The sequence below is a fragment of the Paenibacillus sp. S28 genome, assembly GCF_016624415.1.
Taxonomy (GTDB): Bacteria; Bacillota; Bacilli; order Paenibacillales; family Paenibacillaceae; genus Paenibacillus_AQ; species Paenibacillus_AQ favisporus.
This window is the reverse complement of the sequence record NZ_JACVTM010000003.1, coordinates 620108-633822: the sequence shown is the minus strand read 5'-3', so window position 1 is coordinate 633822 and position 13715 is coordinate 620108. Positions and strand designations below refer to the sequence as shown.

The following is a 13715-nucleotide window of genomic DNA, read 5'->3' as shown; positions in this document are numbered from 1 at the left end:
TTATCCGCTACCCTAATAATATTACTTTTTAATCATATACGTTCTTGTCTTCTTTTCAGCTAAAGATATAAAGAAGAAAGTTCAGTTTAAATTAAACTATCCTGCCCGTTAGCTTAGCGAAAGATGTACAGGGAATGAAGAAGCACATGCAACCATTGATTTGTTTAATGCGTTTAGATTGTATCCAATTTAAATTAAGGAGACCCTAGTATGAAGATAGTCGTAGCTGCCAAACTCCAAAGGAGATCCCAGTGCGATTCCGCGATAACTGACCGCACGAGCGACATGGGTCTCCTGGGCAATATCTACGCCGACAACCAGATGCGATGAGGAAATGTTTTCAATGAGTTGATTTTGCTTGTCTTGAGCTTTAAACTTCATAGTAGAGCGACCTCCTAGATGGTGAGATTAAAAGGGCTGTAGACCCGTTTCCAACTCCCATGTTACAGAGGCGCTCTTTTTTGTACAAAGTCCAAATTATTCATTCTACAGGAATTCTAACGGGAAACGATAGCTCAACAAAAACAAGAAGCCAGCCGGTCACTTTGACCGGCTGGCTTTGTTCAACTAACGGGCAGATTTGTGCAGTGAAAGTACATTTAGGGAAGGACAGTTTATGGTAAAATATCCTCATATTATTGTTGCAAGGGAGATGCTCTTTAGATGCCAATTGTCTGCCTTGAAGGTACCAGCGCAGTCGGGAAGTCTACAACTTGTAAAGCCTTCGCAGAGATATACGATACATATATTGTGGAAGAAACTCGTTTCCTGTTTGGTCCAACTAATTTAAAAGGTATTGAACTTGTCGAATGGCATCTTGAGTGCCAAATAAAAAGATGGCAAATCGCGTTGGAGAAGAGCAAAGAACATGAATTTGTTTTGTTGGATGGAGATGTGTTTAAGCTTTGGTATGATAGGACTTATGGGTTTGACGAAAAAATGTTTGAGTATGAATCAGACTATTTCCGACGAAAGATTATCTTAAACGAAATATCTTTTCCACATTGTTACGTAGTGTTATGGAGCGATGAAGCAAAACTAAGAAAACAGAAAGAGTCGGATAAAACAAGAAAGAGAGGAGGATTCGAAAAACACCTCAAGCTCGTGGAACCACAGATTAAATATTTTACAGCACTCAATGCTTTCGTACATAACTTCGCGGGGATATACAAGGCAGAAACCATAGATGGGAATTTACTCAACATTAGAAATCAAATCCTAATTTCACCAAGACTATCGAAAGAAAACACTCTACACCTGTATGATTTTATGATTAATTTTCTAAGAACAACAAACCCCTAACGCATTAAACTAACGGGAACGTTAGCTAATAAAAACAGCAGCGATCGGTTTAGATCAGCTGCTGTTTTTTATTAATATAACCGGCTGAGTGCGGGATCGTGGAAATGTTATCAAGTTCTTGTCATCCAACACGAACCTGATTGGATACATGAACGCCTTGATAACCTAGATAATAAATTACGTCAAAATTAAATTTCACGTAATTTAAATTCAAGCGTTTATGGACGTTAGTTCTTTCACTTCTCACCTCCTTTGTAAACTGATCCTGGTTAACTCTCTCTCCGCCTCAACCAACCGCATGCCGGCTTACTTTATGCGAAAGGCTTCCTTGCACCGGGTACCCACAGTGCGCCAAATATCCAGGCGATCTGGAAGATCGCTTCCTTATAGCGCAAAACGTCCAATGGAACCGGCGCTATTCCCGGGTCGCTTGGACGTTTCGTGGGTGGTCTGCTGCGGGATCCGAATTACCGATCAAATCAGCATATAACGTAGGAGACTTGAAAAAGCCACCCAGGATCATCTGCTTATCGCGTTCAAACGCATCTAGGATCATGGGAACAATCAAATACCGCTTTACTAGGGCGTTATCCTCTGCTGAGATAGGTCTAGGTTTATTCATAACTTCTCACCTCGAAATATACACGCACAAACGTTCTCTTGAAATCAAGTTATCACAGCTCCGAATGCTGGTCAATCCGGTGCAATTCCACGGATGAGAAACCACCCACTGACCGGCACAATTCAGGCCTGCTAGGACGATCCGAGGATTCTATTCTGAAGGTTAAAAAATAATTAGATAACATTTGTATAATCACTGATCTTATGACTTCATTATCTTACTGCAAGTCAACCCGTTCATTTAAGATGATACTTGTTATAATAGAAAAATATAGAAGATTATATGGTTCTATACGCTTTTATTTATGTACTAAAAGGAGGTCGCAGCATCGCAGTCAAAGTAACAAATCACAAGAAATAGAGGATGTGTCGATTATGAAAAAAAGCACCATTATCTCACTAATACTAATTGTCGTAATCATTATTGCTGGAGGCATTTATCTAACGAATCTAAATACCTCATTCCAAAAAGTGGTATTAGATCATATGAATGTTGATCAAATCACTACGCTCCGAGTTGAGAAATATACATCAGCTGACGTCCAAGAAGTCAACGTAACGGATCAAAACGAAATAAAAAAAATTATGAATGATCTTTCTGAGGTTAAACTTAAAAAATCAAATGACATAAACTCTGATCAACCGTTACCGTTTTATGTTATTACATCAGATGAAAATGGAACTCCTAAGTTCAGAATCACGATTCGGAATAATAATACGATGACAATATCGGATGTGACAGCAAAAAAAGGTGGAACCAATAATTATAAAATCAGAAATGATTTTAACGATGAATCTATAAAAGGATTATTTAAATTGTAGACGATATATAGGGCCACATAAAAGCGGCTGTTTCGGAAAAATACCGAAACAGCCGCTTACTTATAGTGAACCGTAATGATATGTGCTTAATCTTTCTTCTTCACACTACTTTTTATTACGAAAAATAACAATGACAAGAAAAATAAAGCCTGTGAAGTTTTAACCAACAAACTGACGCTTTCTCCTAAATCCTTAATAATATCAACGATGGATACTAAACCTGTAATAATAAGTATAATCAGTGCTAGTAAATACACGTTTAGGCCTCCTAATGTTCGTTTTTACAGCAGAAAGAAGACAATGGCTCTGGCCGCAGGATCTGCTAACCACGCAGGCAACCCAACATCTCGCCCCCTCAAAACGGGCAGAAATCCATTGGTGCCTTCATCGATAAACCTCCATTTCCTGACCATTGACCATCAATTCGCTATTGAGCACGGAAGATGATTTCGAATCAAAGGATACGTCAACTAGCGATTCAGCCGAAAGCAAGTCCGGTAAAAAAACAGGCGATAACTGATTGGCGGCAAATTTCGAGTGATCAGCCAAAACGAATAAGAAAAACAATATTGGGCATTATCAAACGCCGTAAACGTATTGAGAACTCCATTCTGAATCATGGGCTTACAAGAATTATCTCCATTAGATAAAATACCCCGGCCTTTAAAAAGAGGCAGGGGTTTTGGCTTATATGCTCTTTTAAACATCTTCCAGAGAAAATACAATGCATTGATGCACACTACATCCCTCTCAGCTATCTTCCAATCGATGGAGATATATCCTTAACTATGTGCTGACCTGAGAGTACGCACGTTGCAACTTGCTGGCCATCATTTGATTTTGAACGGCAAGGGATTGATTAACTACCCGACACCAAGCTGTCTAGTGTATTGCCCAGGGAAGTGACACGGTTCTGATTTATCGGGATATTCTTTGGCAGCTGCCGATCGATATGTTCGATTTTCTTTTCAATCGAATTAAATGTTTCTTCAATTTGCTTCAGACCGACCATGGTGTAGCGGCCTCACTCACCTCCCATGTGAAAATAAAAAAAGTCCCGATAATCATTTATGATTATTGGGACTCAAAGTTCAGTGTGCCGGTTTTATTTTTTTGTAAGTGTCTCCTGCCGGTTAGTTAATAAAAGGGCGTCTGCCGCCGTCGATGAAATCATATCGGGAATGTAACAATGTTCTTGTCATCCGTCGGGAATGTTATCAAGTTCTTGTCATTGTGTTTTGACAAGAACTTGATAACATAAATATAAAAAGCCGCATAATCAGCGGCTTCTAATGTTACTATGTTTTTGTCACCCGACACCTCCACCTCCTTTACATTAAAAAGGCCACCAAACATCACATACTGCAGCTATTCAACTCATAGCCTTCACTGGACATGGACAGGATTTCTTTTTCATTCATGTGGTACCAAACCCTGTTATTGGACAAGTCCTCAACCTTTTTCTTGGAAAGGAGGATATAATCCTGACCTGTCGGGAACTTGATTCGAACGTCAACGAAGTCGCTTTTCTTCAATTTGGACTATCGTTTCCTGACGCGCTTTCCTTAATGTTCATGTTCGGCATGTTCATTCTAGCGCTTTACCTACATTAAAAAGAAATAGACCGCCCTCTGCAAAGGTTTGCGGTCTATCTCTCGACTAATTACATATTTAGCTAACCTCCTTTAAAGCGGCTGTTGTCATGAGTAAGGATGCTATAAAAAGGACTTCATTGAGTTCAGGGGATTAAGAAATCTGTAGACTTACAAAGGAACCTTTTTCTCTTTTGTATTCCTCATTGATCTGGATTGAAAATTGGAAAGTATGACACCCATTATTACAAAAGTTCCGCCCCAAAGTTGACCCTGGTAGACTGGATCACCAAGAAAAAGATGGCCGGTGATCAGCGAAATAATCGGCGGGAGGTTCATGAACATGGCAGCCGTCCCCGGACCCGTTAGGGCTACTCCCTTCGTAAACCAGATCCCCGAAACTGATGTGATTAAGGCAAGAATGATTATCAGCAACCATGCACCAAGTCCACCTGCTAGCGTAAAATCACCAAAGCCAAGTTCCCAGCTAGCCATGGGAGCCAACAGGATCAGACCCAAACCTCCCGAGTAAATGTTCATATCACGGATGGAAAGAGTTCGGGCTAGCATAGGAGTAAACATCATACCGGTCGTCAGGCCCAGCACAGCGATTACTAGTAAAAGGTTCCCCACCGACATCCGAAGTTCTCCGCCGCCGAGGATGATAATGATGGCCACTCCGCCAAATCCCAAGACACTTCCGCCCATTTTGGCGGCGGTAACTGGAGACCTAAATGCCAGCCTTTCCATCAGCACTGCAAGCAGCGGCGCAGCTGCATAGATTAGTGATGCGTTCGCGGCTGTCGATAGTCGTAGCCCGACAAAGTATAGAGGCTGTTGGATCAGTGTGCCGAATATCGCCGAGGCGATTAACAACAACCATTCGCGACGGTTTGGACGGCGCCCTTGCTGCTGTTTTCGGCCTAAGAAAATCAGTGTCCAAGCCCAGGTCAGGGTCATCCGTACAAACGATAAACACAGGGGAGAAAATTTATTCAAGAGATAAGCGCTGATTACATAACTGATCCCCCAAAGAATGGCCACGCCCGTTAACCCGATTAGGGCCTGGTTGCGGGCGGTCATCGGTGATTCGGTTGCTGATCCGCAGAGTCATACACCATTTCAACCTTTAATCTTCTTATAAGGCAGCCTATCACCGCTCTGCAGCTCCCAACGCTCGCCATCAATATAGACGGCATCAACCTGTTCATTGTAAAAACTGTATCTTTCGGCAATCTCATGCACCTCCGGCAGCGGCTTTGCGTAGCTCCAAACCACATCGTCATATCGTTTCCCAGCGACCACTACGGAGTGATAGGACGCAATTCCTTTGTAGGGGCAGCGGGTCACGGTATCGGATGGAATCAGGTATTCAAACCGGATATCTGCAGGAGGTAAATAGTAACGCGGTGTTAAGCCTGTTTCAAATAGCACGACCGCGTTCCGGCTTTCTGCCACGACTTTACCGCCGACGATTATTTTTACATGTCTTGAACTTGGAATCGCGTCAACTCTGGTATAAGGGTCCCGTGCATGGACGAACACTTCCTCTTCTTCTTCATACCAGGCATCGGCTTCTCTCCAAACGAAGGAAATATAGCCTTCTAGCAGTGTGCTTTCGGCAATCGGCGAAGCATAGCTCCAGGCTGCATTTTCGATGATGCGATCGCCGATATCTACATGCCAGTACTGTGCTTCTCCTTTATGGGGGTCAACCTCCGTGTGAATCGATCGAATGAGAAGTTCAGAGCGAACATCCTCGAGTGGAAAGTAGTATACCGGAAGCTTGCCGGTTTCGGTAATCACGAGAACACGCTTACTATTGCCCACGTAAGTATCTCCGAATTTGACGCGGATCCAGCGCGGACTGATTTCTCCGCGGATTTGCCAATCGCTGCTTTCATTATCCCGCAAGGACCACTGCGGATCTCGGTGGACCATATACATTTCCCCTTTACGGTAAGATTGATAGATTTAGTGAGAGGGAACCTTGGTTTGCTGCCTGAAGCAGTTCCCCGCTCTTCACCAATTCGTATGCGGCTTCTATATCGGTGCTTACATTACGGTCCTTTTCCAGAAAAGGAACACGGCTTCTTAAAGCTTCATAAAGAGCGCGGGTAGCACTGCCAAGTCGCAGTCCCTTTGCGCCTACTCCCCCGCGCAGATCGATAGCCTGAGCAGCGTGCAGGACTTCGATGCCAAAGATGTATCGAAGACGATCCAGAATGGCACCCGTTTTGGAGACGACATAGGGCGCATTCGATGCGTGATCTTCTATATCACCTGCCAAGGCAAAATAATCGGCTGATGCCGGATTGGACAAATGGCGGATCTCTGCATCAAGCGAGGTAACGGTCTTCTGCACCGTACAGTACCCAATGGACGTCTTGTCGTCTGCTGTTAAAAAGCGGCTCAATCCGGTGAATGCCGGTGTACCCAGTTTGATGACACGGTAGCAGGAGCTTCTGGACACGTGATGCAGGGCGCTGCCCAGCATTTCGAAACCCAGTGTCCAAGACAATGGCTCAAAGTTGGCACAGGACAAAATCCGCCGTTCATCCACCAGTACACAAGGGTTATCGTCGGAGCTGTTTAACTGCAGCTCGAGCGAATCCGCCGTGAATTTCAAACTGTCGAGTGCTGCCCCGTGGATATGGCAGGCATTGCGGAAACTAAGCGGATCCTGAAGGGAATCAGGATTGTAAGTGTCCCACAGATCACTTCCCGATAGAGCTTCCCGTACCCGGGCGGCACTTTCCAGTAGTCCTGGATAAGGTCTCACCCGCAGGATGCCCTCGTCCAGCGGACTGACATTTCCGCGCAGACCTTCGAGCGACAAGGCGTACACGAGATCTGCAAGCTCCAGCAGTTTGCGGATCTCGTACAGTACAAGCGCCCCCATCCCTGCAGATAATGCATTGGAACTGACAATAGCCAAGCCGTCTTTGGGTCCAAGTAGCAGCGGGACAAGACCGGCTAACTTCAGCGCTTCCGCACCCGAGACCCTCCTGCCTCTATATTCCGCCTCCCCCTCACCCAGCATCACCAGCCCGATATGTGAGAGAATCGTAATGTCCGCTGCGCCGACAGAACCCTGAAGCGGCAGAACCGGATGTATGCCAAGATTCAGGAATTCTGCGTATCTCCTTACTACCGAAGGGTCGACCCCCGTGCAGCCAAGCAGTAGGGTATTTAGCCTGGCTAGCAGGACTGCCCTCACCTGTGGCAAGGTTGCAGCGGGACCAACGGCTGCTGCATGCGAGCGGATCAAATTCCGATTGAACGATTCTAAAAAGGCTTTGTCGATGATTCTGTCCTTGTTCCACCCTACGCCGCGGTTCAGGCCATAGACAGGTACATCCTCTTCTGCCAGTTCGAAGATCAGGCGGCGGGATGCTTGAATCCGTTTCCATGCAGCCGGGGAGATCTCTACGGGTTTTCCGTCATGGGCCACATCATGGACATCCGTGACGGTAAGCCCCTTTCCGTCTAATAGGAGGACTTCAGGCATGGGCTTTCTCCGATGTTGGAAAGGCGTACCGATATAACTCGATGCCAAGCACCTCCTCGACTTCCGGATATACGCTCGGATCTTTCACGCTTGAGCTGAGCGGAACTCGGGATTTATCAATAACAAAGATGCCGATGGACTGGCCATCCCGCAAATCGCCCACACTTACAGGAGCCCCCGTTTCGAGCGAAAATGTTGTGATGACATCAGGAAACGTGCTGTGCCGGGTTCCCTTCTCGTCCTCCACAGCCATATATTCGTTCATAACATGCAGCGTGTAGGTGTCTCCATCTTCAGATGCCACTGTGATCGTGCCGATGTCGAAAGCCCCGGAATAGCGGACGCTCTTTTGTGTAACCGTTCCGCGGGCAATGACAGCTCCCCCCGTTTTCTTCTCGATGACGTTCAGGATGCCTTCCGCATCGGCTCCTTGCGCTTCAGCATTTAAGATAGCGCGACCCAGATCAATCGCTAAGGAAATGCCGCCGATTGCTGCATGCTCTTTTACGTAGCTGGCCGGCAGCGGATGACGGGCTGCTGCTATAAAACCGCCAGCCATATCCGACGCCGTCCGCAGGATGTTCGACGTTTTGGCTGGCGAACCTGTCGTCACCAGCTCTATATAAGTGCCGATTTCAGGTTTACCACCGGCAACAGCCTGAATCGTTTCGAAGTCGGTACGGGAAGCGAGTCCAAGCGAGCCCATTTTACCCGTCGGGTGCGCCCGGATATCGCCCGTCGCATCGACGACGACAAGACCGAGCGCTGCTGCCGGTAGCCAGCCGTTGATCGAGCTGGACATTCCGTTCTGCGGTGTGATTACGCCAGCGATTTGTCCATCGAATTTTTCCTGTACCAGCTGGACTGCCTTAATGTAATCTTTACCCAGCATCTGCCAATCTCGGCCGGCCGGTGCCCCGATGGCCGTACAGGTGAGAATGATAGCGTCATCCGGCAGCTCGTCGATCGAAACAAGCTTTGGCCGGCCTAAAGCGATGGCGGCCCCGCCGATTTCCAGGCCATGGTCCACCCAGCCGCCGCCGCCCGAAGCAAAGACGGATCCTCCTTTGACGGCTGCAATCACGTCTTCTTGAGTCAATTCACGCATATGGGTTCCCTCCGTATTCCTCCGTCGCAATGCGCCGGATGCCTTTGTTTTGAATTTCATCGATTGATTCCTCGTATCCGGCATCTGCATATCGCAGAACGCCGAGGGTCGTATCGTTGGTGAGCGCGCTACGGATTCGCTGATCCGCTTCATCCGTGCCGTCAGCCACAACCGTAATGCCGGCGCTCGTCATATACCCGGCATACCCGCCCCCTCCGGAGTGGATCGCCACCAGGTCCGCCATCGAAGAGCAGCTCATCATGGCGTTGAGCAGCGGCCAATCCGCGACGGCATCGCTGCCGTCCTTCATACGTTCCGTCATAATATTGGGGTGCGCCATGGCGCCAGCGTCCAGATGATCCCGCGAAAACGCGACAGGACCAGACAGTTTGCCTTCACGGACCATTGCATTGACCGCTAGGGCCAGCTGTGTGCGGTCTCCGTGGCCAAACCAGCCGATGCGGGCGGGCAGCCCTTCGACTGGAACATATTTTCGTGCCAGACGGATCCAGTTCGTCGCGATATCATGATCGCTGAAGGCCTCTAAAATATGCTCGTCGATAAGGGAGATGTCCTCTGGTTTACCGCTAAGGGCAATCCAGCGGAAAGGACCGATCGCCCGGGCAAACAATGGGCGGAGAAAAGCCTCCGTGAAAATATCGATATCAAACGCGTTATCCACGCCATATCGTTTTGCCTGGGTACGAATGTTGTTGCCATTATCGAAAACAATGACCCCCTGCGCTTTAAATGCCAGCATGGCGAGGACCTCCTGAGCGATGGAAGCTCCAGCGTCTTCCTGGAGCTTAGCCGGATCCGCCACTCGCTGCTCAGCAGCCGTACCGGGTGTATAACCTGCAGGAATGTACCCGTACAGCAGGTCGTGTGCCGATGTTTGGTCCGTCACAATGTCCGGAAGTATTCCTCGGCGTAGTAGCTCGGGATAGACCTCCGAAGCGTTGCCTAACAATCCGATTGAGATGCTCTCTTCTGACACCTTCGCTTGATGCACCCAGGCAAGCGCTTCATCCAAATCGGCCGTCTTCCGCTGCAAGTATCCACTTGCAAGCCGTTTATCGATTCGATCCTCGGAAACTTCCACGCAGAGAATTATCGCATTCGCCATCGTTCCAGCAAGCGGCTGGGCACCGCCCATTCCGCCTAGACCCGCGGTCAGAATCCATTTACCGCGCAAACTGCCATCAAAATGCTTCCTGGCAATGCTTTGGAAGATTTCGTAAGTGCCTTGGATGACACCCTGTGAGCCGATGTACTGCCAGGCAGCAGCCGTGAGCCCTCCCCAAATAATCAAACCCTTCTCTTGGAGGTCATAGAAATGCTCGCTGGTTGCCCAGCGGCCAACCAAATTACAGTTCGCCATGATGACCAAGGGGGCACGCTTATGCGTTTTAAACACCCCGATCGGCTTGCCGGACTGAATGACCAATGTTTCGTCTTCTTCCAACTGCTTTAAGGTATCGACAATGGCGTGGTAGGCAGGCCAGTTTCGTGCCGCTTTTCCGAGGGAAGCGTAAACGATCAGTTCTTTGGGATTTTCACCATTCTCAAGAACGTTTTCGAGCATACGGAGCAGCGCCTCCTGGCGCCACCCCTTGCATCTCAGTTCTGGTCCCCGTGCAGCCAGCAGACGCTCGCCATTCGTATGAACCGTCAAATGAATCACCTCTTTTTCTCGATAGTAGTGAGAGTCAATAGGATTGAACCTTAGCGTAGCGGCTCTGCGGCCGTTCTAAACCAAGATGCTCACGCAGCGTCGTTCCGGCATATTCTTGCCTGAATAGTCCCCTGCGCTGCAGTTCCGGTACGACCATGTCCACGAAGTCGTCAATCCCTCCAGGTAAATGAGGGAACATCACATTGAAACCATCGGCTGCTCCGGCAAGGAACCATGCTTCCAACTGATCGGCGATCTGAACAGGCGTACCGGCAATTCCTCTTGAATTTACCCGTTTATACAACTCCCGGATAGTCAACGGTTCCCTCTCGAGAAGCTGCAGAATTCGCGCTAAGTTACTCTTGCTTTGATTGAATCCATCCATTTGGGGGACAAAAGGAAGCGGCTCATCCAGTGGTAAATTTGAAACGTCACGTCCCAGATAATGCGACAGAAGGTCCAGGCCAAGACGTTCCGGCGTAAGCTCCTCGACGATAGCCAGTCTTTCTTTGGCTTCCTCCTCCGCGCGCCCGATGATCGGCAGAACGCCGGGCAATATTTTTAAATCGTCCGGAGACCTGCCGTATTTCGCCATACGCCCCTTGATGTCATCATAGAGCGCTTTCCCGTCTTCAACCGATCCAAACGGGCCGAACGCTGAACCCGGAGCAAATACCACTTCGGCTGAGGCGGCAGCCAGTTCTTTCCCCGCCTCCGAGGCACCGGCTTGTATGAGCACGGGATAGCCCTGGGGTGGCCGAGAAACGTTCAACGGACCCCTTACTTTGAATTGCTCCGATTGATAATTCAGCGTGTGCAGCTTATCAGGGTCCGCAAAACGCCCTTTCTCCTTGTCAAACAGCAGGGCATTGTCATCCCAGCTGTCCCACAATCCCTGTGTTACCTGAACGAATTCCCCTGCTCGGCCATATCGGTCGGCATGCTGAGGATGCTCATCTTTCCCGAAATTGCGCGCCTCTTCATTCGTTTGCGAGGTCACGATATTCCAGCCTGCTCGTCCTCCGCTGAGATGATCAAGTGTCGCCAGCTTACGCGCAATATGGTATGGCTCGTTGTATGTCGTTGATACGGTAGCTGCCAAGCCAATCCGGTCGGTTACCGCCGCCAGTGCTGACAGCAGGGTGAACGGTTCGGGGCGGATGCTGTTCGACTGCTCAATTCCTGAATCGAACCGGTCCCACACATAGAGTTCATCGGCATAGAAGAACATATCGAATTTGCCCCGCTCCGCGGTTTGAACGATATGCTTGTAGTAATTCAAATCCATAAGCCCCTCAGCATTTGCTTCCGGATGCCGCCAGCTGGAAATATGCTCCCCTGCCGGAAAATACATCATCGCTCCAAGCGCCATTTGGCGCTCCCCTTTCGTCTTGTCGGACATGGTTCTACCTCCTCATTATCTTTTTGTTATTTCAGCAACCCTTCACCCTGCAGCCATTCCTTGGCGACATCGAGCGCAGGGCGCTTTTTCTGCTCGACTTCGCCGTTCAGCTTCTGCATTTCAGCATCATCGATTGTACCGGATAACTTATTGATAATATCCTTCAGCTCCGGGTGCTTGCTTAGCGTTTCTTCCCGGACAACAGGTACTGCGAAGTAAGGCACAAACACATGCATATCGTCGTCCAGCACGATGAAATTGGCCGTCAGAATTTTGCTGTCCGTTGTGTAGACGGCGGTGACGTCGATAATGCCCTGCTCAATGGCTTGGTAACCAAGCGAGTTATTCTGAATCGTCTTGATTTCCTTGAATTTTGGATTGTACACATTTTCCACCAACGGCCAAGTATCTTCCCTTTTCAGAAATTCCTGGCTGGTTCCGAACACGAGATCCCCAGCATGTTCCGACATTTCGGATGTAGTCTTGATATTCCATTTCTCCGCGGCTTCCTTCTGAAGAACCAAAGCGTATGTATCGTTAAATCCGATTTGATCCAGCACGTCGATCCGATGCTTCTCCTTCAGCTCTTTCTTCACGATTTCGTAGGCCTGCTGTGGATCATAAACAGGCTTTTCCTTTAAAATGTTGAGCAGCGCTGTGCCCGTATACTCCACATAGGTGTCGACTTCCCCGGTATCGATCGCTTTCCACAACAGATTGTTGTCCAGTGTGGTCACTTTCGTCTTCAACTTGGTGTTGTCCTCGATCAGAAGCTTGATGGCATTGGCCAGAATATCCGATTCGGCGAATCCTTTAGTCGCGATGGTGATAGTATCCGCCCCCTGAGAGGATGCTCCTTCCGATTTGCCGCAGCCCGCCACGGCGAGCATCATGACCAGCGCAAGCATTCCAACCGCCATTCCTTTCCGCCAGCCGCTTCGGATGGAGGTGGCCCGCAACTCATTAGTTCTCATGGTTATTTCCCCTCTCCTTTGTTTCTATAATTTGGTCGTTTGCCGAAGACCTTTTGGTGTTAGCGCTCGGTTCAGACCAAGCAGCAGCACATTGATCACAATGACAAGCAGGGATACAGGAATGGCGCCCTCCATAATCGTGGTTGTATTGATCATAGAAATGCCGCGCGTGATAATATCCCCAAGCCCGCCGGCTGCAATATACGTGGCGATGGTCGCCAGACTGATCGTCTGTACCGCAACCAGGCGCACCCCTGCCATGATGACTCCTCGTGCAATGGGCAGCTGAACCATCCACAACATTTGCCAACGGGTCATCCCCATCCCCGTTCCTGCTTCGATCAGCGACGGGTTTACACCGCTGATGCCCACAAACGTGTTCTGTAAAATAGGAAGCAGCGAGTACAGCGTGAGTGCGATGATGGCGGGTTTGGTTCCTATCCCGACAAGCGGAATCATAAAGCCAAACAACGCTAAGCTCGGAATGGTCTGGATGACCGATACAATCGTGATCACGGTGTTCGCAAGTTTGCGGTATGCCGTAAGCACGATGCCTGCCGGGACGGCAAGCACACAGGCAATCAGCACCGAGATGAGCGACAGCCTGATATGTTCTCCCGTTTTTTGAATAATGAGCGGCCAATCGGCGGCAAGCGTGTTCCATACTTGATCCATGGTAGTAACCTCCTTTCATCAAGCTGAAGAATC

The 13715-nt window shown here is 48.5% G+C and carries 12 protein-coding genes and 2 pseudogenes; 3 read left to right on the top strand and 11 right to left on the bottom strand.

Annotation, left to right across the window (positions count from 1 at the left end; all coding sequences use genetic code 11):
* Nucleotides 1-225 precede the first annotated feature (225 nt).
* Nucleotides 226-381: pseudogene (locus tag IAE55_RS11395) on the bottom strand (IS110 family transposase); the annotation flags it as partial.
* A 282-nt stretch (nt 382-663) separates the two neighbouring features.
* Here IAE55_RS11395 and IAE55_RS11390 point away from each other — a divergent pair.
* Nucleotides 664-1302, top strand: a complete 639-nt coding sequence (locus IAE55_RS11390) for a hypothetical protein (protein ID WP_145159542.1) — start codon at nt 664-666, stop codon at nt 1300-1302.
* A 996-nt stretch (nt 1303-2298) separates the two neighbouring features.
* The gene (locus tag IAE55_RS11385; protein WP_145159544.1) at nt 2299-2745 is read left to right on the top strand and encodes a hypothetical protein; all 447 of its coding nucleotides are present in this window, start codon (nt 2299-2301) and stop codon (nt 2743-2745) included.
* Nucleotides 2746-2831: 86 nt separating this feature from the next.
* Here IAE55_RS11385 and IAE55_RS11380 read toward each other — a convergent pair whose 3' ends face one another.
* Nucleotides 2832-3002 (bottom strand): hypothetical protein, encoded by a 171-nt coding sequence (locus IAE55_RS11380; RefSeq protein ID WP_186381938.1) that lies wholly within the window; start codon nt 3000-3002, stop codon nt 2832-2834.
* A 1131-nt stretch (nt 3003-4133) separates the two neighbouring features.
* A pseudogene (locus IAE55_RS33770) lies at nt 4134-4286 on the bottom strand (SAF domain-containing protein); the annotation flags it as partial.
* On the opposite strand from IAE55_RS33770, the gene IAE55_RS34350 reads away from it, so the two are divergent.
* On the top strand, nt 4224-4358 hold the full coding sequence (locus tag IAE55_RS34350) for a putative holin-like toxin (RefSeq protein WP_442793330.1): 135 nt from the start codon (nt 4224-4226) through the stop codon (nt 4356-4358). The pseudogene IAE55_RS33770 and the gene IAE55_RS34350 overlap by 63 nt on opposite strands.
* A 150-nt stretch (nt 4359-4508) precedes the next feature.
* Here IAE55_RS34350 and IAE55_RS11375 read toward each other — a convergent pair whose 3' ends face one another.
* The 8 genes from IAE55_RS11375 to IAE55_RS11340 are packed head-to-tail and all read right to left on the bottom strand — an operon-like array spanning nt 4509 to nt 13682.
* A complete protein-coding gene (locus tag IAE55_RS11375) occupies nt 4509-5420 on the bottom strand; it encodes a DMT family transporter (protein ID WP_145159547.1) in 912 nt (303 codons plus the stop codon).
* Between the two features lie 39 nt (nt 5421-5459).
* Nucleotides 5460-6278 carry a DUF427 domain-containing protein gene (locus IAE55_RS11370; RefSeq protein WP_186381939.1) on the bottom strand — a complete coding sequence of 273 codons (819 nt, stop codon included), beginning with the start codon at nt 6276-6278 and terminating at the stop codon, nt 5460-5462.
* A 13-nt stretch (nt 6279-6291) separates the two neighbouring features.
* Nucleotides 6292-7848, bottom strand: a complete 1557-nt coding sequence (locus IAE55_RS11365; RefSeq protein WP_145159551.1) for an HAL/PAL/TAL family ammonia-lyase — start codon at nt 7846-7848, stop codon at nt 6292-6294.
* Nucleotides 7841-8956 (bottom strand): DUF917 domain-containing protein, encoded by a 1116-nt coding sequence (locus IAE55_RS11360; RefSeq protein WP_145159552.1) that lies wholly within the window; start codon nt 8954-8956, stop codon nt 7841-7843. The genes IAE55_RS11365 and IAE55_RS11360 overlap by 8 nt, the downstream gene beginning before the upstream one ends.
* Nucleotides 8949-10631: a urocanate hydratase gene (locus IAE55_RS11355; RefSeq protein ID WP_200632158.1), complete on the bottom strand. Its 1683-nt coding sequence runs from the start codon at nt 10629-10631 to the stop codon at nt 8949-8951. The genes IAE55_RS11360 and IAE55_RS11355 overlap by 8 nt, the downstream gene beginning before the upstream one ends.
* 34 nt (nt 10632-10665) lie before the next feature.
* The gene (locus IAE55_RS11350) at nt 10666-12033 is read right to left on the bottom strand and encodes an LLM class flavin-dependent oxidoreductase (RefSeq protein ID WP_234489442.1); all 1368 of its coding nucleotides are present in this window, start codon (nt 12031-12033) and stop codon (nt 10666-10668) included.
* Nucleotides 12034-12059: 26 nt separating this feature from the next.
* Nucleotides 12060-13007 carry an ABC transporter substrate-binding protein gene (locus IAE55_RS11345; RefSeq protein WP_145159554.1) on the bottom strand — a complete coding sequence of 316 codons (948 nt, stop codon included), beginning with the start codon at nt 13005-13007 and terminating at the stop codon, nt 12060-12062.
* 24 nt (nt 13008-13031) lie between these two features.
* A complete protein-coding gene (locus tag IAE55_RS11340; RefSeq protein WP_145159556.1) occupies nt 13032-13682 on the bottom strand; it encodes an ABC transporter permease in 651 nt (216 codons plus the stop codon).
* Between the last annotated feature and the right edge of the window lie 33 nt (nt 13683-13715).